Source organism: Pseudarthrobacter cremeus, from assembly GCF_051857465.1.
Lineage (GTDB): Bacteria > Actinomycetota > Actinomycetes > Actinomycetales > Micrococcaceae > Arthrobacter.
The window spans coordinates 14,134-36,432 of sequence record NZ_JBPZHC010000020.1; the positions used below are offsets into that span (position 1 = coordinate 14,134).

Here is a 22,299-nt window from a genome sequence, read left to right on the forward strand (position 1 = left end):
CCAGGGTGCTGTCGGATGTGGCCGGTGATCAGCTCGAGTAGGCGCTGTTCTCGTGCACGTAATCGTGGGTGAGGTCGTTGGTCCAGATGGTTGCTTCAGAGTCACCGGACTGCAGGTCGATCTCCACCAGGACCTCGCGTGGTTCCAGGTCCACCAGGTTGCGGTCGTCCCCGATACTGCCGTTTCGGCAGATCTGGATGCCGTTCATGGAAACATTGAGCTGCTCCGGCTCGAAGGCCGCATCAGTGGTCCCCACCGCAGAGAGCACGCGGCCCCAGTTGGGGTCCTTGCCGAAGATCGCGGCCTTGAAGAGGTTGGACCTGGCAACAGAGCGGCTGACCGTTTCGGCGTCCCGCTCGCTTGCCGCGTTGAAGGTACGGATAGCGATGTCGTGGCTGGCACCTTCGGCATCGCCGATCAGCTTGCGCGCGAGCTCCGCACACACCTGGGTCAGCCCGGCACCAAAGGCCTCTGCGGACGGAACCGCCCCGGAGGCGCCCGAAGCGAGCAGCACCACGGTGTCGTTGGTGGACATGCAGCCGTCCGAGTCAGCCCGGTCGAAGGTGACGCGTGTGGCATCGCGGAGAACGACGTCGAGCATCTCCGCTTCGACCTCGGCGTCGGTGGTGATGACAACCAGCATGGTGGCGAGGCCGGGTGCCAGCATGCCGGCGCCCTTGGCGATGCCGCCGATGGTGAACTCCTGGCCGTCGGCGTCGGTGCCGATGAACAGGGCGGCCTTGGGCACCGAGTCGGTGGTCATGATGGCGTTGGCCGCGTCCGCGCCGCCGTCAGCGCTGAGCGCAGCCGATGCGGCTTCGACGCCCGGGAGGATTTTGTCCATGGGCAGCTGCTCGCCGATCAGCCCGGTGGAGCAGACGAAAACGTCCGTCGCGGAGATGCCCAGGACCGTGGCAACTTTCTCCGCAGTGCTGTGGGTGTTCTGGAACCCCTGGGGGCCGGTGCACGCATTGGCGCCGCCGGAGTTGAGGATCACGGCGTCGACGCGGCCGTCCGAGACGACCTGGCGGGACCAGTGGACCGGCGCCGCGGCCACGCGGTTGCTGGTGAACACGGCGGCGGCTGCCTTGGACGGTCCGTCGTTGACGATCAGGGCGAGGTCCGGCTTGCCGGAGGTCTTCAGTCCGGCGGTGACGCCGGCGGCCCGGAATCCCTGGGGGGCGGTAACGGTCACGGGGCAACTCCCTGCAGGTTGAGGCCGGCGGTCTCCGCCAGGCCAAGCGCGATGTTCATGGACTGGACGGCTCCGCCGGCAGTTCCCTTGGTGAGGTTATCAATGACGCACGTGACAATCACGCGGCCGGTGTGTTCGTCGAAAGCCAGTTGCATGGCCGCGTGGTTGGAGCCCTGGACGGCCTTGGTGGCCGGCCACTGCCCCTCAGTCAGCAGGTGCACAAACGGTTCGTCGTCGTAGGCCTCAGCCCATGCCTGGCGGAGGTCGGCGGCCGTGGTGCCCGGTTTGACCTTCGCGGTGGCGGTGGTGAGGATGCCCCGGCTCATCGGAGCGAGTGTGGGGGTGAAGGATACGGTGACGCTTTCGCCTGCCGCGTTGGAGAGCCCCTGCTCGATTTCCGGGGTGTGGCGGTGTCCGCCGCCCACACCGTACGGGCTCATGGAGCCCATCACTTCGGCTCCGATGAGGTTCACTTTCGCAGCTTTGCCGGCACCCGAGGTGCCTGAGGCGGAGACGATGACGACGTCGTCGGGCTGGAGGAGTCCCGCGGCGAACCCGGGCGTCAGCGCCAGGAGGGCCGACGTCGGGTAGCAGCCGGGAACCGCGATGCGGGTGGCACCCTTGAGCGCCTCGCGCTGGCCCGGGAGCTCCGGAAGGCCGTAGGGCCAGGTTCCGGCATGGGCAGAGCCGTAGAACTTTTCCCATGCGGCGGCGTCTTCGAGCCGGTGGTCAGCGCCGGCGTCGATCACTACCGTGCCTTCGGGGAGCTGTGCGGCGATTTCAGCCGAAGCGCCGTGCGGGAGCGCCAGGAACACCACATCGTGGCCGGACAGGTTCTCCACCGTGGTGTCTTCCAGGATGCGGCTGGCCAGTCCATGCAGGTGCGGCTGCAGCTCGCCGAGGCGGGAGCCGGCGTTGCTGTGCGCGGTGATGGCGCCAATGGTGACGTCGGGGTGTCCGGCCAGGAGGCGGAGCACCTCTCCCCCGGCGTACCCGCTGGCTCCGGAGACTGCAACAGAAATAGTCATGCCCAGAATCCTACAGCAAAAGTATTCATTGTGCCCGATATTTATGCATTCCGGGCAGTCCGTCTCTGCCGGTTGGCTGGACAGGCAGGCGTATGCTGAATGAGGGTGATCCTGACCGTGCAGTCCGAATGTCGGCTGCAGCGTTGCCCGCAACAGTCACGAGGCCCCCTTTAATGACCACCACCCTCCCAACATCGGGGCGCCCGCAATCGCGCGTCCGGCAACCCAATGCCGTTGTCCTGAGCTATTCGGAACTTCTGAAGAGCGTCAAGGCCGCTGGCCTGCTGGAACGCCGCGTGGGGTTCTACGTCACAGTTTTTTCCAGCCTGGTTCTGCTGATGGCCGCCACCTGGTTCGGTTTTGCATTGATCGGTGATAGCTGGTTCCAGCTCCTGATCGCCGCAGCTGTTGGTGTGCTCTGCACGCAGCTCAGTTTCCTTGCCCACGAGGCAGGCCACCGCCAGATCTTCGCGTCGCGCCGGGCCAATGACTGGACCGCCAGGATACTGGCCACGTCGGTGGCCGGCATGAGCTATTCCTGGTGGGAGCAGAAACACGGCGCACACCACAACCACCCGAACGTCATCTCCAAGGACCCGGACATCGCCCCCGGACCCATCGCCTTCCACACCGAAGCGGTTGCCGACCGGCAGGGACGGTTCGCCTTCCTCACCCGCAAACAGGGCTGGTTCTTCTTCCCGTTGCTCTTCCTTGTAGGTCTCGGGCTGCAGATCGATTCAGTGAAGTTCGTCTTCCGTCGGGCCAAGGTGACCCACCGCTGGGTGGAACTGCCCATTTTGCTCGTCCGGCTCAGCGCCCTCCCCGCCCTGGCCTTTACGTTCCTGCCACTGGGAATGGCATTCGCCTTCATCGGCGTCCAGCTGGCCGTCTTCGGCTTCTACATGGGCGCCTCCTTTGCTCCCAACCACAAGGGCATGCCGGTCCTGCCGGCTGACAGCCGCGTGGACTTCTTCAGCCGCCAGGTCCTCACCTCCCGGAACATTTCCGGTGGCCGCTTCATGGACATCCTGCTCGGCGGCCTGAACCGCCAGGCCGAACATCACCTCTTCCCGGACATGGCACGGCCCCAGCTGGACAAGGCCGCCAAGATCGTCCGCGAGTACTGCCGGAAGCATCAGGTTCCGTATACGGAGACCACACTGCTCCAGTCCTACGGCATCATCGTCCGCTACCTCAACGACGTCGGCCTTTCCGCCGGACGACACTTCGAATGCCCCATGGCGACGGTGACCCGCCGCTACTAAACCCAACGCGGGGTCACTTCCGGCCCCTCGGAGGGCTTTTATTGGGCAGGGAGTAACCCCGCGTTGCTGCGCCTGCGGACTGCACGCACCCCCTCAGAAAGCACAAACGAAGCGGCGGCCGGATACCGGCCGCCGCTTCTTCGTTCGCCCGGGGGTCCCTAGGATGGTTTGAGGATCCGGGGAAGGAAATTCCAGCCCCCGGGAAGGAGACACATGACGCACGCGATTGTTGCCCGCGAGCCCGGCGGACCCGAAGTACTGGAACTGGTGGAGGCTGAACTCCCCGTCCCGGGTCCCGGCCAGCTGCTCATCAAGGTCGCTGCTGCCGGCGTCAACTTCATCGAGACATACCAGCGCGGCGGTATGTACCAGGTTCCGTTTCCCTTCACCCCAGGTTCCGAGGCCGCCGGTACGGTGGTGCAGGTGGGCGAGGGCGTCGAAAACTTCACCGCCGGAAGCAGGGTCGCCACTGCCGAGGGCACCAAATGCTATGCCGGCCATACGGTGATCGATGCGGCCAAGGCCCTCCCGGTACCGGACGGCGTCGACGACCTCACGGCGGCCGCCTTGCCCCTCCAGGGCATGACAGCGCATTACCTGATCAACTCCTCCTTCAGGGTGGAGCCGGGCCACACCGTCCTGACCCACGCCGGCGCCGGCGGCGTCGGCCTGTTGCTGACGCAACTGCTCAAGGAGCGCGGCGCCCGTGTCATTACCACAGTCTCTTCGGACGCCAAGGAAGAACTCGCCCGGGACGCCGGGGCCGACCACGTGCTGCGCTACGAGCGCTTTCCACACCATGTCCGTGAGCTCACGGGGGGGAAGGGCGTGGACGTGGTGTACGACGGCGTTGGCCGCAACACCTTTGACGGTTCCCTGTCATGCCTGCGGACCAGAGGCACCCTGGTCCTCTTCGGAGCGGCCTCGGGAGCGGTTCCACCAGTGGACCCCCAGCGCCTTAATGCGGGCGGATCACTGACACTGACCCGTCCGTCCCTGGCCCATTTCCTGCTCAATGAGCAGGAGCGCCGCTGGCGGTCCAGTGAGATCTTCGCCGCCGCAGAAAAGGGACATCTCAAGGTACGGATCGGAGCCACGTACCCGTTGGCCGACGCCAGGCGCGCCCACGAGGATCTCGAGGGCCGGCGCACCACCGGCAAGGTCCTGCTCGTACCCTAGCCGTGAACTCCCGGGGTGAACTTAAGATGAACCTTAAACCAATTTCATACACCTTCCGTTCACTTTACTCAGGCAGAATTCGACGGTGAGTGAGCACCTGTCGAACGTCGTCGCTTCCCCGTCGGAAGTCCTGTACCGCCCCCAGCTGGCCGGTTCAACGCTGGCTCCGCCGGAGCGGACGCTGATGGCCATTCTTGAGGACACCGCCGCCCGCTTCCCTGAAGCTTCGGCCCTCGATGACGGCCGGCGTTCCCTGAGCTATGCCGAGCTGCTGGCTGCGGTCCGGGCCAAAGGGCAGGAGCTGCAGGCTGCCGGACTTGGCGCCGGCGACAAAATCGGCGTGCGGATTCCTTCCGGAACGGCCGGGCTCTATGTCTCCATCCTCGCCATCCTCCACATCGGCGCAGCCTACGTGCCCGTGGATGCGGATGATCCCGAGGAACGGGCCCGGCTCGTCTTTGGCGAGGCGCGTGTGGCAGCAGTCCTGACGGGTGCGGACATAGTCATCGGTCCGGGACAGGGACCCGGCGACGGGACCGACGTCGGGCGCCGTTCTTCCCAGCCGCCTTCGGCACAGCCAGGCGATGACGCCTGGGTGATCTTCACGTCCGGATCCACCGGCACGCCTAAGGGTGTCGCCGTTCAACACCGTTCGGCGGCTGCCTTCGTGGACGCCGAAGCCCGGATCTTCCTTCAGGACGAACCCCTCGGCCCGCAGGACCGGGTGCTCGCCGGACTCTCGGTTGCCTTTGACGCGTCCTGCGAGGAGATGTGGCTGGCCTGGCGTCATGGGGCCTGCCTGGTGCCCGCCCCACGAGCCTTGGTCAGGACGGGAACGGACCTTGGTCCCTGGCTTATCAGCAACGGCATCACCGCGGTGTCAACGGTCCCCACCCTCGCGGCCCTCTGGCCGGCCGAGTCCCTGGAGAGCGTCCGCCTGCTGATTTTCGGCGGCGAAGCCTGCCCACCTGAGCTGGCCGAGCGGCTGGCCGTTCCCGGCCGCGAAGTCTGGAATACCTATGGCCCCACCGAAGCCACGGTGGTGGCCTGTGCAGCACCCCTGGGAGGCCCCGGCCCGGTCCGGATCGGGCTGCCGCTCGACGGGTGGGACCTCGCAGTGGTGGACACTGCCGGGCTGCCCGTCGGAGAAGGCGAAACCGGTGAACTGATCATCGGCGGGATCGGACTTGCCCGCTACCTTGACGCTGGCAAGGACCGCGAGAAGTACGCGCCGATGCCCGCCTTCGGCTGGGAGCGCGCCTACCGGTCCGGCGACCTCGTGCGGTATGAGCCAGCCGGCCTGATCTTCATGGGCCGCGCGGACGAACAGGTCAAACTGGGCGGCCGCCGGATCGAGCTTGGCGAAATTGACGCCGCCCTGCAGTCCCTGCCCCACGTCGCGGGGGCAGCGGCTGCTGTCCGGACCACTGCAGCCGGAAACCAGATCCTCGTAGGGTACCTGGCGGCGGCTGACGCGCACCTGGACCTTATGGCCGCCCGCGAACTCCTCACGGCCAGCCTGCCCGCCCCGCTCATTCCACTGCTGACCGTTGTCGACTCGCTGCCCACCAAAACCAGCGGCAAGGTTGACCGCCATGCACTCCCCTGGCCGTTAACGGGGACGGGCGCCGCGGAAGCTGACGCTGCGCCGCTGAACCTGCCGGAAGACGCAACGTGGGTTGCGGAGCAATGGGCTGCCGTCCTGGGGAGCAGGGTGACCAGCCTTGACGCCGATTTCTTCGCCTACGGCGGCGGCTCGCTGTCGGCTGCGCAACTCGTCTCCGCACTCAGGGTGCGCTACCCGACCATCACTGTCGCAGATATCTACGCGACGCCCAGAATCGGGGCGCTGATTGACACGGCGCGCCTTTCGCTTCCGGACGGCCTGGCCCCGGGACCCGTGCCGGTCCGGGCTGTCCGCCCCCCTGCACTGAAGTCCCAGATCTTCCAGACCCTGATGGGCATTCCCCTGCATATCCTGGTGGGGATGCGCTGGCTGACCTACCTGATGGTGGCGAACAACCTGCTGTCCGCGTTGGCCGCCTTCAGCGCCGCTCCCACATTGTCCTGGTGGTGGGTGGGCGCATCATGGCTGGTCTTCGTCTCGCCCATCGGGCGGATGCTGATTTCCGTGGCCGCTGCCCGGATACTGCTCCGTAAGGTCAGGCCGGGAACGTACCCGCGTTCCGGGCGGGTCCATCTGAGCCTCTGGCTGACAGAGCAGATTCAGGACCTGGCAGGCGCCATCAGCCTGGCCAGCGCACCGTGGGTGCCGTACTACGCCCGCGCCCTGGGCGCCAAAATAGGCAACAACGTCCAGCTGCACTCAATGCCGCCGGTCACGGGGCTGCTTTCCCTCGGCAGCGGCTGCAACATCGAGCCTGAGGTGGACCTCTCCGGCTGGTGGATCGACGGGGACGTTGTCCACATCGGCGCCGTCCATATCGGCGCAGGAGCCAGCGTCGGTGCACGCAGCACGTTGATGCCCGGCGCCTCGATCGGCGCAGGCGCCCACGTCGAGCCGGGTTCGGCCGTCCTCGGGAAAGTAAAAGCCGGCCATCAGGTTGCCGGTTCCCCGGCCGAGCGCCGCGGCAAGGCGAAACACTCGTCGCCGGACGCCCCGGCGGAACACCCGCTGATGGGGCGTCTGTGGTTCGTGGGCTTCGCCCTTGCCTCGGCCGCGCTGGCGCTCATCCCGTATCTGTCCGCGGCTGCCGCAGCGATGGTGATCTTCAGTTTCATCCAGGGCCGGGAATCACTGTCCTCGGCCCTGCCGCAGATCCTTCTTGCCCTCCCCCCGGCGGCCCTGGCCTGGTTCCTGGTCAACCTCGTGCTCGTCCTGGTCACCACCCGGCTGCTGGGAATCGGCCTTGCCGAGGGTTACTACCGCGTGCGCAGCCGGATCGGCTGGCAGGTCTGGGCCACCGAGAGGGTGCTCGACCTGGCCCGCGACCTGCTGTTCCCGGTCTACGCCAGCCTCTTCACGCCTGTCTGGCTTCGCCTCCTCGGCGCCAAGGTCGGCAAGAACGTCGAAGCCTCCACCGTCCTGCTGATTCCCAGGATGACCACCGTGGGCGAGGGCGCCTTCCTGGCGGACGACACCATGGTGGCGTCCTACGAGCTCGACGGCGGGTGGATGCGGATCGCGCCCGCGAAGATCGGCAAGCGTTCCTTCCTGGGCAACTCCGGCATGACTGCGGCCGGCCGGAACGTCCCCAAGAACTCTCTCGTGGCCGTGCTGTCCGCCACGCCGGCCAAAGCCAAATCGGGAACATCGTGGCTTGGCAGCCCGCCGGTGCGGCTTCGGCGCACGGCCATCGCCTCGGACGACACCCGGACCTACCAGCCGCCGCTGCGTCTCAAATTCGCCCGCAGCCTCTGGGAACTCGGCCGCTTTATCCCGGTAGTGGTGACGGTATCGGTTGCAGTCGGCGTCATGCTTGCCATGGACTGGCTGGCCGGCACGTATAACTACTGGATTGCGGCAGCACTGGGCGGCATCGTGATGCTGGTTGCCGGCGCAGCCGCCGCCGGGAGCGCCGTCGTCGCCAAATGGGTCCTCGTGGGCCGGATCCGCGCCGGCGAGCACCCGCTCTGGAGCTCATTTATCTGGCGCAACGAAGTGGTGGACACGTTCATCGAGATGGTCAGCGCCTACTGGTTTGCACGGGCGGCGACGGGAACGCCGGCGCTGGTCTGGTGGTTGCGGGCGCTCGGGGCACGGATCGGCCGGGGCACGTGGTGCGAGAGCTACTGGCTCCCCGAAGCGGACCTTGTGAGCCTCGGACGCAACTCCACGGTCAACCGCGGCTGCGTGGTCCAAACCCACCTCTTCCACGACCGGGTGATGAGTCTGGACACTGTTACCCTCGAAGAGGGAGCCACCATGGGACCCCACGGCGTGATCCTTCCGCAGGCAAGCATCGGAAGCGGTGGAACTGTCGGGCCGGCGTCGCTGGTCATGCGGGGCGAATCAGTTCCTGCCTCCACGTATTGGATGGGCAACCCGGTGAGTCCCTGGAGCGGCCCCGCGTCCCCTGCCGCGAAGCTGAAGTAGCGCCGGAGTACAAGTGCCCGCCATTCCTGCCAATCGAGAGACAGTCTTATGAGTTCCACTGCACCGAGCCCGAGTACGGCGGCGGGTCCTGCCTTCACTTCGGAGCAAGCGGCCGCAGCACCTGATCCCTACATGCCCGGCCATGGCACGAACGCCTACCGCGTCAGCCGGTACGAGCTGGACCTTGATTACCGGCTTAGCACCAACCGCCTGAGCGCGCGGGCGGTCCTGCACGCCGTCACGCACTACCCCACCGCTGCACTGGTGCTGGACCTGGCAGGGCTCCGGGCCACCAAGATCCAGCTCAGCGGCCGGCGGGTGCGCAAGTTCAGCCAGCGCGCCGAACAGCTGGTGATCATTCCTGACGCCCCGCTGCCCGCCGGCGAAGACTTCACCCTCGACATCCGGTATGAAGGCAGCCCCGCTCCCCGCCGCGGGCTGTGGGGCGAAGTGGGCTGGGAGGAGCTGACCGACGGCGTCCTCGTGGCAGGGCAGCCCAACGGCGCCGCATCCTGGTTCCCCTGCAACGACCACCCGCGGGACAAGGCCAGTTACCGTATCAGTGTCACCACCGACGCCGGCTACCGGGCTGTCTGCAACGGCGCACTGATCTCCCACAGCAGCAGGGCCAGCCGGGAGACCTGGGTTTACGAACAGGCCGAGCCGATGGCCACCTACCTTGCCACCGTTCAGATCGGCCGCTACGAGCTGCTCACCCTTGGCGGAGCACCCGCGGAAGGGCGCGTGCCGCAGTTCGCCGCCGTCCCTGCGATGCTCGCCGACACGGCCCGTCTGGGCCTCGCCAGGCAGCCGGAGATGATGCGCACGTTCACCAACTGTTTTGGGCCCTACCCCTTCCCGGAGTACACGGTGGTGATCACCGAGGACGAACTTGAGATTCCGCTCGAGGCGCAGACGCTGTCCATCTTTGGCCGGAACCACCTGGAGCAGACGTGGGAGTCCCAGCGGCTCATCGCCCACGAGCTGGCGCACCAGTGGTTCGGGAATTCCCTGACCGCAGCGTCCTGGGCCGATATCTGGCTCCACGAAGGATTCGCGTGCTACGCGGAATGGATCTGGTCCGAGGAGGCGGGCGTTCTTCCGGTCGCGCAGAGGGCCGCTGCGGCGTGGCGGAAGCTGGCCTCCGGAAGGCAGGACATCGCTATCGGCGATCCCGGGCCGGAGCTGATGTTCGATGACCGTGTCTACAAGCGCGGAGCACTGGCCCTCCATGCCCTGCGGCTACGGTGCGGGGACCTCGCGTTTTTTGCCCTCCTGCAGGACTGGACCGCTGCCAACCGCCACGGCACGGTCTCCACCGCGGGCTTTATCCTGGCCGTTGACCGGACCACTGGGCTGGACTCCGAGGCACTGCTGCACCCCTGGCTGCACGAGACAGCGCTTCCGCCGCTGCCGGTCCGGCAGTAGGAGCAATCACCGCTGGGGGCGCGCTACCGCGACGGCGCCCCGAAGGTGCGGCGGGAGACCCGCCTCGCCCGGAGGCAGGTCCTGGATTTCGGGGCGGCAGAGAACGTCCAGGGTTTCGGGGCCGGTGGTAAGCCCGTCGCCCGTCATTTTGAGCCAGGCTTCCTTGCGGACCCACAGGCGTGCCCGTTCCTGCAGCAGGGCATTTCCGGCCAGACCGGCCAGGTGGGCCTGCTCAGCGGGTGTCAGGGCCACCGCGTCGAACCCGTCAAAGCCCAGCCGGGACGGGTCCTCCACGTCCACTCCGATCTGCGCTCCGGCGGGCGGATCAACCACCGCGCCCAGCAGGATCCATCCCGAGCTCCGGGACAGGCTCAGCGCCAGCGGCAACGGCTCCCCCCGCAGCATGTAGCCAGGCCTGCCGTGGGCAAGCGCGGGGCCTGTCCCGCATCGTGGGCAGCTGAAGTGGGTTGTCAGGTCCGACGGCGGGACGTCCAGCAGTTCTGCCGCGAACCGTCGCAGGGCCAGCCGGCCGGCCACAAAGCTGGCCCGCGGCCCGGCAGCGAGGGCGGCGGCTCGCTCAAGTTCAACCGAGTCCAGCAATTGCGGCAAAGCCGGCGTCGGGTCCTGCCCTTCCGTGAAGCCGGGAGGGCAGGCACGCAGTACGGGAACCGGTGACCCCGACCCCGCCATGAAAATCCCGCTCTTAGCGCTGGACGGCACCGAAGCGCTCGGCCGCCAGGGCCACGGCGGCTGCCCGTGCGGCCGACGCCTCGTCCGCTGTCAGCGTCCGGTCCGTCGCCCGGAAGCGCAGGCCGAAGGCGAGCGACTTCTTGCCTTCCTCGATGCCTTTGCCCACGTAGACGTCGAACAGGGCAACGTCTTCCAGCAGCTCGCCGGCACCTTCGCGAAGCGCCTCCAGGACATCCGCGGCCGGAACATCCTGCGGCACTACCAGGGCCACGTCCTGGGTGGCCACCGGGAACGTGGAGATGTGGCGTGCCACGATGACGTCCGCTGCTGCTTCGAACAGGGCGTCCGCGTTGAACTCCACTGCCACCGAGCGGGCAGGCATGTCGTGAGCAGCCAGGAGTTTCGGGTGCAGCTCGCCGGCATAACCGATCACCTCGCCGGTGCGCAGGGACAGCTGCGCGGCGCGGCCCGGGTGGAAAGCCTGATGCGCACCCTGGCTGACCACTATCTCCACGCCCAGGACGTCGCCTGCCAGCGTGGCGATGTCCAGGGCATCCGCCCAGTCCCACGCGCGGGGGGTATGGCTGGCTGCGGCGGGTGAATCGTGGCCGGTCAGGACCGCGGCGACGTGCAGCGGCTGGTCCGGCACGCCGTCGTACAGTGCGTCCAGCACCTCATCGGAGGGCTTGACGCCCAACGGCGGAATGGAGGCCGTTCCCACGGTTCCACCGGGCAGGAAGACCAGGCCTGATTCAAACAGCGCCAGGTCGCGGAAACCGCGGGAGTGGTTCCGCTTGGCCACCTCGATGAGGCCGGGCAGGATGGACGTCCGCAGGTAGCCGTGCTCCTCGCTGATTGGGTTGGCCAGCTTGACGGCGCTCCGTTCAGTCCCCTGCTCCGCGGCGCCAAAAGTGTCGTTGGCCGCCTTGGAGACGAACGGGTAGGCCAGGACTTCGGTCAGCCCCGCGTCCGCGAGCGCCTGGATCAGCCGACGGCGCTGCTGCTGGACGCGGGTCAGGCCCCGTCCAGGCGGGGCCACGGGCAGGGTGGCGGGGATGTTGTCGTAGCCAACGAGGCGGGCGATTTCCTCGGAGAGGTCCTCTTTTGTCTCCAGGTCGGAGCGCCAGCTCGGCGCAGTGACCGTCCAGCCGCCGTCGTTCTTCTCCACGGTGGCGCCGAGGTCTTCCAGGGAGGTGACTATCTGCTCCTCGGTGAAATCGATGCCGATCCGCTGAGCGGCGAAGGCCGCGGGCAGGGCGATGGTCACGGCGTCCGGGGACGTCCCGACGTCGGTCCCTGCCTCGTCCGCGACGCCGCCGGCGAGCTCCACGAGGAGGTCAACAACCCGCTGCGCAGCAATGCCGGCAACCTGCCAGTCAACGCCCCGCTCGAAGCGCTTGGAGGCCTCGGAGGGCAGCTTGTGGCGGCGGCGGGAGCGGCCGATGGATACCTCGTCGAAATGCGCTGCTTCAACCAGGACGGTCGACGTCGAATCGCTCACCTCAGTTGCCGCGCCGCCCATCACACCGGCGATGCCGATCGCACCGGAGCCGTCGGTGATCAGGAGGTCCTCGACGTCGAGCGCGCGTTCCTTGGCATCAAGGGTGGTGATCTTCTCCCCCGCGACGGCACGACGGACCACGATGTCGCCGGACAGCTTGTCCTGGTCATAGCAGTGCGTGGGCTGGCCGAGTTCCAGCATGACGTAGTTGGAAATGTCCACGGGCAGGGAGATGGAGCGGATACCGGCGAGGCGGAGCCGGGAGGTCATCCACGGCGGAGTCGGCCTCGTGGCGTCCACGCCGCGGACGGTGCGGGCCACAAAGCGGTCGCAGCCCGGCTTGCCGTAGATGGGGGCGTCGTCGTTGAGCTTGACGCCGTAGCCGCCGGAGAGCAATGCAGGCGCGTTGACCTTGGCGGCAGGATCAGTGAACGAGGTTCCGGTGGCGTGGGCGTATTCACGGGCAACGCCGCGGATGGAGAAGGCATAGCCGCGGTCCGGGGTCACGTTGATCTCGGCGGCTTCGTCATAGAGGCCCAGCAGTTCCATGGCGTCGGTGCCGATTTCCGGGTCCAGCCCGATTCGGGACAGGACCAGGATGCCGTCGTGGTCCTCGCCGATGCCCAACTCCCGCACGGAGGCGATCATGCCGGCGGACAGGTGGCCGTAGGTCTTGCGTGCGGAGATGCGGAAGTCGCCGGGCAGCACGGCGCCGGGGAGGGTGACCACCACCTTGTCGCCTTCGACGAAGTTGTGGGCGCCGCAGATGATCCCCTGCACACCGGAGGGGTCGATGCCCTCGCCCGTGAGGGTCTGTTCCCGGCCCTCGGGGACAACCCGGACCTGGCACCAGTTGATGGTCTTACCGTTGGACTGGGGCTCCTTGACCAGGCTCAGCACCTGGCCCACCACAATCGGACCCTGCAGGGCGTCCGTGGGGCGGTGGACGTCCTCTTCTTCAAAGCCGACCTTGACCAGTTCTGCCATGACCTCTTCGGCCGTTGCTCCGGCCGGTACCTCTGCGAATTCACGCAGCCATGAAATTGGGATACGCACTGTTAGATCTCCATCCCGAAGTGCTCGCTGAAACGTACGTCGCCTTCGATCATGTCGCGCATGTCGCCCACCTCGTTGCGGAACATGAGGGTGCGTTCAATGCCCATGCCGAAGGCAAAACCTGAATAAATGTCCGGGTCAATGCCCGCCGCGCGCAGCACGTTGGGGTTGACCATGCCGCAGCCGCCCCATTCGATCCAGCGCGGGCCGCCCTTGGCACCCGGGTGCCAGATGTCCAGTTCGGCGGACGGCTCGGTGAACGGGAAGTAATTGGGGCGCAGGCGGATCTGGGCTTCGTCGCCGAACATCTGCCGGGCGAAGTGCTCCAGCGTTCCGCGGAGGTCGGCCATGCTGAGCTTTTTGTCGATGGCCAGGCCTTCGAACTGGTGGAACACCGGGGTGTGCGTAGCGTCGAGTTCGTCGGTGCGGAACACTTTGCCGGGGCACAGGACATAGATGGGCACTTCACGTTCCAGCATGGAGCGGACCTGCACCGGTGAGGTGTGGGTGCGCATCAGGAGGTGCGCTTCAGGAGGCTCCACAAAGAACGTGTCCTGCATTTCGCGGGCCGGGTGGTCAGGCTTGAAGTTCAGGGCGTCGAAGTTGAACCACTCGGATTCCACCTCAGGCCCTTCGGCAATTTCCCAGCCCATGCCCACAAAGATGTCCGCCACGCGGTCCTGGAGCGTGGACAGCGGGTGCCGGGCGCCTGCCCGACGACGGCGCGGTGCGGCGGTGACGTCCACTGTTTCTTCCAGCAGGATCCGGGCGTCGTTTTCCGCTTCCAGCTCGGCTGTGCGGTCCGCGAGCGCCTTGTTGACCCGGCCGCGGGAGGAACCCATCAGCTTGCCGGCAATGGCTTTCTGGTCTTTCGGCAGGCCACCGATTTCCCGGTTGGCCAGGCTGAGCGGTGACTTCTCACCGGTATGGGCCAGCCTCACCGCCTTGAGTTCGTCGAGGGAGCCGGCGCCGGCAATGGCGGCGATGGCCTGGTCTACAGCGGCAGTGATGGCGGCTTCATCCGTGGGGTTCGGGATGGCGGCGCCCGGCAAAGTTTCAGACATCTACTGTTCTTAGCTACGAGTCGGGGCTGATGAATTTACTCAATGGCCAGCACAGCCGCGACCGGTTTCCCGGCAGCGCATCCGTGTTTGGCAGGTCACCAAAGCGGATCCATGCGCGATGGAGGCACTCAGTGACCAGGTCAGGGCCACCGGAACTACCGGCAGCCACTACCGTCCAGTCTAATTGAACGCCCCGGCTACCATGTCCTCATGACACAACGGCGGCGCCGGGCAACGGATCGGATGGCAGGACTCCCGCGTGTAACGCGGCGTCAGTTGACGGCCGGGCAGCGGGCCAGGCAGGTTGCCAACGTGGTCAATGGCACCACTCTCCTTGGCCTGGCGGTTGCCTTGGCGGCCAGCAGGTCAATCAGCCAGGGCCCGAGGGGGCTCATCATCGCTTCCGGATACCGGTGGCGGCTGCCGCACGCGGGCGCGTTCACGCTGGGCAACGTGATCCTCTGCCGGATCCGGACTGACCAGCTCATGTCGAACAGGGAACTCCTTGGACACGAGGAAAAACACTGCAGCCAGTACGCCTGCTGCCTGGGGGCGCCGTTCCTTCCGCTCTATTTCCTGGCCGCCGGCTGGTCTCTGCTCCGGACCGGTAATCCGGCGTCGGCGAATTTCTTCGAGCGGCAGGCAGGCCTGGCGGCCGGCGGCTACCCTGACAGGAGAACACCAGGTCCGGCTCCCCGCGATGCCGGCGGAATCGAGGTTTAGCCATGCCGGACCAGCCCAGCCCCAGGACCATCACCGTCACGGGAACAGGAACTGCCGAGGCGCCGCCTGACCTGCTGACCTTATCCGTGGGGGTCGAGTGCCGGCGGGACAGCGTGGGTGCCGCGTACTCGGAAGCCGGAACGGCATCCTCGGCCGTCACAGGCGTGCTGCGGCAGCACGGGGTGGGTGATGCTGACATCCGCACCTCCGGGCTGAACGTGCGGCCCGAACTCATCTGGCGCGACGGCGAGGGCCAGCGCATTGCCGGATACGTGGCATCGAGCGTGCTGACGGTGCGGTTGCGCCAGGTTGCGGCAGCCTCCGCGGTGATTGCGGACGTGGTTGAGGCCGGCGGCGACGACGTGCGGCTCAACGGCCTGGAACTCGGTTTCTCGGATGAGTCGGCAGTGATGGCGCTGGCCCGTGCCGCCGCCTGGGAGGATGCGGTTGCTGCGGCCGAACAGTTTGCCTCCCTTGCCTCGGCGCGCTTGGGCGCTGTGGTCTCTGTTGCCGAACACCCTGATGCGCCCGGCCCCGTCCCCGTTGCGCGGATCAAGCGGGCCGTCGCCACCGAAGCCCTCAGCGTGGAGGCGGGGCAGGCAAGCATCGGCGCCAGCGTCACCGTGGTGTGGGAGCTCCTGGACTAGTCCGGGCCGGGGCCGGGGCCGCGCCGGGCAAAGGCAGCGGGCAGCGGCAGTTTGCAGGCAAGTGCGGGGCGGTCCTTGACATTCATTAGTACATATCTTCGAATAGAGGGCATGAGATGGGATGCACAAGCACTGTTGCCGCCGTCCGCCGGTGAGGCCGGAACCGGACCACTGCCTGCGCTGCTGCCTCTGGCCGGATTGGTCCGCTCCGTCACCACCCCTGAATTCGCCGGAATCACCTTCCATGAGGTCACCGCCAAATCGGTGCTCAACAAGGTGGTTGCCGGTTCGAAGATGCCGTTCGAGTGGACCGTCAACCCGTACCGCGGCTGCAGCCACGCCTGCGTCTATTGTTTTGCGCGCAAGAGCCACACCTACCTGGATTTCGACGCCGGCCTGGATTTCGACAGCCAGGTGGTGGTTAAGGTCAATGCCGCGGAGGTCCTCCGTAAGGAGTTGGCCAAACCGTCCTGGGGCCGCCACCAAGTGGCACTGGGCACCAACACCGATCCCTACCAGCGGGCCGAGGGCCGCTACCAGTTGATGCCGGGCATCATCATGGCGCTGGCCGACTCCGGTACTCCGCTGTCCATCCTTACCAAGGGGACGCTCCTTGCCCGGGACATTCCCCTCCTGAAGCGGGCCGCCGCGCAGGTTCCCGTCGGCGTGGGAATTTCGCTGGCCATGACGGACGAGGCCTTGTCCGAGGCCGTGGAGCCGGGAACCCCTGGCCCACGCGCCCGGCTGAAACTGGTTTCCCGGCTGCGCGATGCCGGACTCCCCTGCGGCGTGATGGCCATGCCGATCCTGCCGTGGCTTTCTGACAGCGACGAAGCACTTGATTCCCTCTTCAGTTCCCTGGCAGCGGCAGGAGCCACCGGCGTGACGGCGGGCGCCCTGTACCTGAAGCCCGGCACTCGGGAATGGTTCATGCAGTGGATCGCCAAGACCCACCCGGAACTCGCCGGCCGCTATCGCCGCCTCTACGGCACGGGATCGTACGCTTCGAAGGAGTACCGCACGTGGCTTGCCGCAAAGGTGCGGTACTTCAAGCAGCGGCACGGCTTCTCAGGTGGCCACGGTTTCAGCCACCGCGACCTGGAGGACGATGCCCGCACGGAGGAAGCGCAATATCCTGCCGGTAGCCTGCCCAATTCCTGGCAGGGTGACGCCGCTGGATCCGGTGCCGCTACCGGCCACCCCGCAGCAGTGCTTCGCCAGCAGCCAACCCTCTTCTAAGAGCCCAGGCGCCCCTGCGACGTCACCGATTGCGGGCTGATGGAGCGAAGCAACGCCAGAACGATCGGGAAATCGGCGGGAATCCACGGAAGATCCAGCACGGCAGCATGGTCCGCCAACCCGACCCACCGTAATTCGTCGTGGTCCTCAAGGGGATGGGGCTCCCCTTCGGTGACCTCAGCCAGCCAGACCCGCATGCTTGCCTTTGCGTTCAGTGGCCACCCCGCCGCCGTTTCGCCCGGGAGCTCGGCCCCCAGTCGGACCCCGATCCCCAACTCCTCCCGGAGCTCCCTGTGGAGGGCGGCCTCCGGGGCTTCCCCGGGCTCAACCTTTCCACCGGGAAATTCCCACATCCCGGCGAACTGCTCGGGAGCACTGCGCCGGGCCACCAGCATCCTGGCCGGCTCCGCCAGGGAATCCACCACCGCGCCGCCCACTACCTGTATCAGTCCAGTCACCGGCCCATTCTATGGGCTAGCCGTTCCTCGATGGAGGTGCCGTCCAGCGCCGGCTGACGCATGAGGGAGAATTTCATGGAGGAAATACTCCGGAAAACCTTGAAAAGCAGGCACATGAGCAGCGTTGTCCAAACTCCCGCCATTCCCAAAACAAGAACGCCCAACGTCGCGGCCGCCATTTTCGCGCTGGCGATGGGCGGCGTCGGGATCGGCGTCACCGAGTTCACCATGATGGGCCTGCTCAAAGAGGTGGAGCAAGGACTCAGCATCAGCACTCCGGAGGCGGGGCATCTCATCTCTGCGTACGCACTGGGCGTCGTGGTGGGTGCGCCGCTGCTCGCCGCCGTTGGGGCCAGGCTGCCGCGAAAGCACCTCGCACTGGGGCTGATGCTCTTCTTCACGCTGTCGAATCTGCTCTCCTACATTGCCCCGGACTACGGGATGATGCTCGTTTCCCGCTTCGCGGCCGGACTGCCGCATGGAGCATTCTTTGGCGTCGCGGCCGTGATCGCGGCATCCCTCGTTCCTCCCACCCGGCGGGGCTGGGCTATCTCTATGGTGATGGCCGGCCTCTCAGTGTCAAATGTCGTTGGTGTTCCCGTGGCCACCTGGGTAGGCCAAACCTTCGGCTGGCGGCTGCTTTTCCTGCTCGTGGGCGGCATCGGCCTGCTGACGCTCTTCCTGCTGTGGAGGTTCGTCCCTTTCCAGGCCGCTCATCCGGACGCCAGCATCCGCCGTGAACTCGGTGCGCTGAGGCGCGTGCAAGTGTGGCTTGCCATCCTGATCGGCGTCGTGGGCTTTGGCGGCTTCTTCGCCACCTACACGTACATTGCACACACCATGACCCTCGTGGCAGGAATCCCGGGCGGGTTGCTGCCTGTTGTGGTGGCGCTCTACGGGCTGGGCATGGTGGCCGGGACAGTCATCGGCGGGAGATTGGCCGACAGGTCGGTGATGGGTACGTTGTACTGGGTACTGCCCGGAATCGCCGTCGCGCTCGTGGTTTACGCCGTGGCCGCCCACTGGCAGTGGTCGGCCTTGGTGATGGTCTTTGTGGTGGGGGCATCCGGCTCCCTACTGATCCCTGCCCTGCAGACCCGGCTCCTGGATGCCTCGCCGGATGCCCCGTCCCTTGCTTCCTCCCTGAACCATGCGGCGCTCAACGTTGCCAACGCCCTGGGTGCCTTCCTGGGCGGTGTGGTGATCGCCTGGGGCTGGGGCTTCGTGGCGCCGGCGCTGGTAGGCGCCGTTCTGGCCATCCTCGGCCTGGCGGTCGCCGTACTCAGCGGCTTCCTCGAACGCAGGAAGCCGCTGGCCACCTGATCGGGGATCATCATGGCCAGCGGCTTCACAAAAGGGCGGCTGGTGCCTTCACCTGCCTGCAGTCAATCAGGGCTGTACGTCCTGCGGCCCCGCGTCTGCGGTAACCTGGCCGCCGCGCTGCGTTTCTTCGCGGTGCAGGTCGGGTTCGAGATAGATCACCTGCGCGATCGGTACCGCCGTCCGGATCCTGACCTCGGCTTCGTCGATGGCGGCGGCGATGTCGCGGCCGGAGTCGGCGGCGCCGACGGAAATCTTTGCTGCCACCAGCAGCTCCTCGGGCCCGAGGTGGAGGGTCTTGAGGTGGATGATGCGGTTGGTACCCCCGGCCTCGATCGCGTCACTGATCTTCGCCACGTCATCGCGGGTAGCTGATTCGCCCAGCAGGAGTGACTTGGTTTCGATGGCCAGCACCACTGCGATGGCCACGAGCAGGAGGCCAATCATGCCGGTTCCCAGGGCGTCCCAGATGCCGTCGCCGGTGATGAGGGTCAGCCCCACCCCAATCAGTGCGAATACCAGGCCCAGAAGTGCCCCCAGGTCCTCGAGCAGGATCACCGGTAGTTCAGGCTGCTTGGCCGTGCGCACGAAGCTCACCCAGCCCTGCTTGCCGCGGACGTGGTTGGATTCGATGATTGCCGTCCGGAAGGAGAAGGACTCAGCAACGATTGCACCGAAAAGCACGGCAAGCGGAACCCACCAGAAGTCCCCCTCGATGGCGTGCGGGTGCTGCAGTTTCTCCCACGATTCGAAAAGTGCGAACAACCCGCCCACACTGAAAAGCACAATGGAGACGATGAACGCATAAATGTAGCGTTCACGGCCGTATCCGAACGGGTGCTCCGCACTGGCCTCTTTCCGCGCCCGCTTGCCGCCGATCAAAAGCAGAAGTTGGTTGCCGGAGTCGGCAAGGGAGTGAATGGCTTCGGCCAGCATGGACGAAGACGCCGTCAGGATAAATGCAACGAATTTGAGGACGGCGATCGTCAGGTTTGCGGCGAGAGCCGCAACGATCGCCTTGGTACCGCCATTTGCAGCCACGGAGGCTTCTCCTCTTCGGGGTTGGAAGAACCAGCATTCAGGGTTGGAAGAACCAGTAGAAACAGTCACGGCACCCGCAGGGCGCCGCCCATGAATACCGTACCTTTCCGGGCGCGGGGCACGCATCTCCGACAGGCCATACGACTGCTGACAACGGGGAGGCCTTATGTTAGCTTGAACACAATCGGGACAATTAATCCCGACGAATATGAAGGAGGAGACATGGGTTTTCTTGCTTGGATTATTCTCGGCCTCATAGTGGGGGCCATCGTCAAGGCCGTTATGCCCGGCAGGGTGGGCGGCGGCTGGGTCACCAGCCTCGTCCTTGGCGTCGTTGGTGCTATCGTCGGCGGCTGGATTGGCAGCCTCCTGTTTGGCAGGGGCGTTGAGTCCTTCTTCGATCTGGGTACCTGGATCCTGGCGATCGTCGGCGGCCTGCTTGTTGCCGGCATCTATGGCGCCGTCACGGGACGCAGCAAGAGCACACGCGCACCCTGATTCGCGTCATCCCACCTATTCATACAGCAAGGGCCCCGGAGCTTCATCCGGGGCCCTGCCTTTTAAATGCGGTGTCCTAGCCGGCGGTTCCCTGGCTGAGAGCGGGGTTGTTCTTCTGGGCCCTGGCGCTGGCATACAGGCATACCGTCGCAGCTGTCCCGAGGTTGAGGCTCTCCGCCGCTCCGTAGACGGGCACAGCCACCCGGTGATCAGCCAGGGCCAGTTCCTCCTCCGAGAGCCCTTGAGCTTCGTTTCCGAACAGCCAGACGGTGGGGTGCTCCAGCCCGTACACCGATTCGACGCCTGAGCCGGCCGTCCTGCGGGCGGCGTTTTCGTCCTGAAGGGTGTCCAGATTGAGGTCCCCGTAGCCGTCAGCGGCCAGCACCCCGATGCCCCGGGCGCGGCACGCCGCGGCCACTTCCGCAACGTCTGCGCCCACGACCACCGGCAGGTGAAAGATGGATCCGGCGGTGGAACGGATGGCTTTGGGATTGTAGATGTCCACGCTGGATCCTGTCAGCACCACGGCGTCGGCCCCGGCCGCATCGGCGGCCCGCAGCACGGTGCCGGCATTTCCGGGATCACGGACCTGGCACAACACGGCAATCAGGCGGGGTCCGCCGTCGAGCACTTCTTCAAGGCCGACATCCAGGAAACGGCAAACAGCGAGAATGCCCTGCGGGGTGACGGTATCCCCCATGGCGGCAAGTACTTCGTCAGTGGCGATGTAGGCGGTGGTGCCCTCAGCCAGCTCTTCAAATTCGGGGTACCGGTCCAGGCAGGACTCGCTCGCGTATACCTCTTCGACGATGCCCTGCTCCCCGGCAGCCAGGCGCTTCTGATGGAGGGTGAGCGCTTCGCGCACGGCCTGGGGGCCTTCAGCCAGGAATTGTTCCCGCTTTAAACGGGCCGGGCGCCCGGCAAGTTGTGCCACCTTCCTCGCCCGATCAGCTCGGGGGTTGGACAGTGAATCATCTTGCGGGCGCCCGGTTTCGTTCATACAAGAACCTTAGTGGCTGGAGCCACCAGAGCTTGAACGACGAACAGGAACTACTTGGCAGCCACTTCAGCGGCCGGCTTTGCAGCCTTCGCCTTGGGAGCCTTGGGAGCCGCAGCCTGGACAGCCGGAGCGGACGTGTCAGCGGGCAGGGAGTCCTTGGCAATCTTGACCAGGGCAGCGAATGCGTTGGCATCCGAAACAGCCAGCTCTGCGAGCATACGGCGGTCAACCTCGACCTCAGCGGCCTTAAGGCCCTGGATCAGGCGGTTATAGGTCAGGCCGTTGGCGCGGGATGCAGCGTTGATGCGCTGGATCCACAGCCGACGGAAGTCGCCCTTCTTCTTCTTGCGGTCGCCATAGCTGTACACAAACGAGTGCAGCAGCTGCTCTTTGGCCTTGCGGTACAGGCGTGAACGCTGTCCACGGTAGCCCTTTGCGCGTTCAAGGATAACCCGGCGCTTCTTGTGGGCGTTGACCGCCCTCTTCACACGTGCCACGTGCGTACTCCTTCGAAAATCTGATCCCAAGCATCTACTGCCGGAACAACCGGCTGGCCTGAGAAGCCTTTTTGGTAGTTGACTGCTGCCAGGTGGCATCAGTCAGAGAACTTGGAACTTAGATGCCGAGCATCTTCCGGATGACCTTTGCGTCACCCTTGAAAACGATCTTGTCGCCGGCGAGACGACGGGTCAGCCTGGAGGACTTGTGCTCCAGGTAGTGGCGGCGGTTGGCCTGCTGGCGGCGCAGCTTGCCACTGCCGGTCAGCTTGAAGCGCTTCTTAGCACCACTGTGGGTCTTCATCTTCGGCATGGGAACCGATCTCCTTACGTGTCCGCAGACATTGTCTGCAGTTCTTTCGAGCAGCCACCCCTGCAGGCGGCGTGCTGGTTGCGTACTGCGGGAGGACAAC

19 protein-coding genes are annotated in these 22,299 nt (G+C 66.1%); 9 read left to right on the forward strand and 10 right to left on the reverse strand.

Going from position 1 to position 22,299, the window contains the following annotated elements; translation table 11 throughout:
* Positions 1–28 precede the first annotated feature (28 nt).
* Positions 29–1,195 carry a bifunctional glutamate N-acetyltransferase/amino-acid acetyltransferase ArgJ gene (gene argJ / locus ACS5PJ_RS21505; RefSeq protein ID WP_439436884.1) on the reverse strand — a complete coding sequence of 389 codons (1,167 nt, stop codon included), beginning with the start codon at positions 1,193–1,195 and terminating at the stop codon, positions 29–31.
* Complete coding sequence (argC, locus tag ACS5PJ_RS21510) at positions 1,192–2,223, reverse strand: N-acetyl-gamma-glutamyl-phosphate reductase (RefSeq protein WP_439436885.1); 1,032 nt, start codon at positions 2,221–2,223, stop codon at positions 1,192–1,194. Before argC ends, argJ begins: the two co-directional genes overlap by 4 nt.
* A gap of 173 nt (positions 2,224–2,396) precedes the next feature.
* Here argC and ACS5PJ_RS21515 point away from each other — a divergent pair, with 173 nt between their 5' ends.
* The 4 genes from ACS5PJ_RS21515 (at position 2,397) to ACS5PJ_RS21530 (ending at position 10,152) form a co-directional block, all read left to right on the forward strand.
* Positions 2,397–3,488: a fatty acid desaturase family protein gene (locus tag ACS5PJ_RS21515; protein WP_439436886.1), complete on the forward strand. Its 1,092-nt coding sequence runs from the start codon at positions 2,397–2,399 to the stop codon at positions 3,486–3,488.
* 213 nt (positions 3,489–3,701) lie between these two features.
* Complete coding sequence (locus ACS5PJ_RS21520) at positions 3,702–4,667, forward strand: quinone oxidoreductase family protein (protein WP_439436887.1); 966 nt, start codon at positions 3,702–3,704, stop codon at positions 4,665–4,667.
* Positions 4,668–4,851: 184 nt separating this feature from the next.
* The gene (locus tag ACS5PJ_RS21525; RefSeq protein WP_439436908.1) at positions 4,852–8,724 is read left to right on the forward strand and encodes a Pls/PosA family non-ribosomal peptide synthetase; all 3,873 of its coding nucleotides are present in this window, start codon (positions 4,852–4,854) and stop codon (positions 8,722–8,724) included.
* A 48-nt stretch (positions 8,725–8,772) separates the two neighbouring features.
* Positions 8,773–10,152, forward strand: coding sequence for a M1 family metallopeptidase (locus ACS5PJ_RS21530; RefSeq protein ID WP_439436888.1), 1,380 nt, complete (start codon positions 8,773–8,775; stop codon positions 10,150–10,152).
* Between the two features lie 6 nt (positions 10,153–10,158).
* Here the strand turns inward: ACS5PJ_RS21530 and ACS5PJ_RS21535 are convergent, their stop codons facing one another.
* The 3 genes from ACS5PJ_RS21535 to pheS all read right to left on the reverse strand — a co-directional run bounded on the left by ACS5PJ_RS21535 (position 10,159) and on the right by pheS (position 14,463).
* On the reverse strand, positions 10,159–10,761 hold the full coding sequence (locus tag ACS5PJ_RS21535; RefSeq protein WP_439436889.1) for a 4'-phosphopantetheinyl transferase family protein: 603 nt from the start codon (positions 10,759–10,761) through the stop codon (positions 10,159–10,161).
* 94 nt (positions 10,762–10,855) lie between these two features.
* Positions 10,856–13,399: a phenylalanine--tRNA ligase subunit beta gene (gene pheT, locus ACS5PJ_RS21540; RefSeq protein WP_439436890.1), complete on the reverse strand. Its 2,544-nt coding sequence runs from the start codon at positions 13,397–13,399 to the stop codon at positions 10,856–10,858.
* Positions 13,400–13,401: 2 nt separating this feature from the next.
* Positions 13,402–14,463 (reverse strand): phenylalanine--tRNA ligase subunit alpha, encoded by a 1,062-nt coding sequence (gene pheS / locus ACS5PJ_RS21545; protein ID WP_439436891.1) that lies wholly within the window; start codon positions 14,461–14,463, stop codon positions 13,402–13,404.
* A gap of 276 nt (positions 14,464–14,739) precedes the next feature.
* On the opposite strand from pheS, the gene ACS5PJ_RS21550 reads away from it, so the two are divergent.
* The 3 genes from ACS5PJ_RS21550 (at position 14,740) to ACS5PJ_RS21560 (ending at position 17,072) form a co-directional block, all read left to right on the forward strand.
* Entirely contained in the window at positions 14,740–15,186 is a 447-nt protein-coding gene (locus ACS5PJ_RS21550) for a hypothetical protein (protein WP_439436909.1), read from the forward strand.
* Between the two features lie 2 nt (positions 15,187–15,188).
* Positions 15,189–15,833 carry an SIMPL domain-containing protein gene (locus ACS5PJ_RS21555; RefSeq protein ID WP_439436892.1) on the forward strand — a complete coding sequence of 215 codons (645 nt, stop codon included), beginning with the start codon at positions 15,189–15,191 and terminating at the stop codon, positions 15,831–15,833.
* A 111-nt stretch (positions 15,834–15,944) separates the two neighbouring features.
* Entirely contained in the window at positions 15,945–17,072 is a 1,128-nt protein-coding gene (locus ACS5PJ_RS21560; RefSeq protein ID WP_439436893.1) for an Rv2578c family radical SAM protein, read from the forward strand.
* On the opposite strand, the gene ACS5PJ_RS21565 is transcribed toward ACS5PJ_RS21560, so the two are convergent.
* Positions 17,069–17,530: a (deoxy)nucleoside triphosphate pyrophosphohydrolase gene (locus tag ACS5PJ_RS21565; protein WP_439436894.1), complete on the reverse strand. Its 462-nt coding sequence runs from the start codon at positions 17,528–17,530 to the stop codon at positions 17,069–17,071. The two genes, ACS5PJ_RS21560 and ACS5PJ_RS21565, sit on opposite strands and share 4 nt — an antisense overlap.
* 114 nt (positions 17,531–17,644) lie before the next feature.
* Here ACS5PJ_RS21565 and ACS5PJ_RS21570 point away from each other — a divergent pair, with 114 nt between their 5' ends.
* On the forward strand, positions 17,645–18,853 hold the full coding sequence (locus ACS5PJ_RS21570; RefSeq protein ID WP_439436895.1) for an MFS transporter: 1,209 nt from the start codon (positions 17,645–17,647) through the stop codon (positions 18,851–18,853).
* 66 nt (positions 18,854–18,919) lie between these two features.
* Here the strand turns inward: ACS5PJ_RS21570 and ACS5PJ_RS21575 are convergent, their stop codons facing one another.
* Positions 18,920–19,891, reverse strand: a complete 972-nt coding sequence (locus ACS5PJ_RS21575) for a cation diffusion facilitator family transporter (RefSeq protein ID WP_439436896.1) — start codon at positions 19,889–19,891, stop codon at positions 18,920–18,922.
* A gap of 222 nt (positions 19,892–20,113) precedes the next feature.
* Here ACS5PJ_RS21575 and ACS5PJ_RS21580 point away from each other — a divergent pair, with 222 nt between their 5' ends.
* Positions 20,114–20,389 carry a GlsB/YeaQ/YmgE family stress response membrane protein gene (locus tag ACS5PJ_RS21580; RefSeq protein WP_439436897.1) on the forward strand — a complete coding sequence of 92 codons (276 nt, stop codon included), beginning with the start codon at positions 20,114–20,116 and terminating at the stop codon, positions 20,387–20,389.
* A gap of 76 nt (positions 20,390–20,465) precedes the next feature.
* Here the strand turns inward: ACS5PJ_RS21580 and ACS5PJ_RS21585 are convergent, their stop codons facing one another.
* The 3 genes from ACS5PJ_RS21585 to rpmI form a co-directional block, all read right to left on the reverse strand.
* Positions 20,466–21,389, reverse strand: coding sequence for a TrmH family RNA methyltransferase (locus ACS5PJ_RS21585; RefSeq protein ID WP_439436898.1), 924 nt, complete (start codon positions 21,387–21,389; stop codon positions 20,466–20,468).
* Between the two features lie 50 nt (positions 21,390–21,439).
* Positions 21,440–21,886, reverse strand: a complete 447-nt coding sequence (gene rplT / locus ACS5PJ_RS21590; RefSeq protein ID WP_354147289.1) for a 50S ribosomal protein L20 — start codon at positions 21,884–21,886, stop codon at positions 21,440–21,442.
* A 118-nt stretch (positions 21,887–22,004) separates the two neighbouring features.
* Positions 22,005–22,199: a 50S ribosomal protein L35 gene (rpmI, locus tag ACS5PJ_RS21595; RefSeq protein WP_009358635.1), complete on the reverse strand. Its 195-nt coding sequence runs from the start codon at positions 22,197–22,199 to the stop codon at positions 22,005–22,007.
* Positions 22,200–22,299 lie beyond the last annotated feature (100 nt).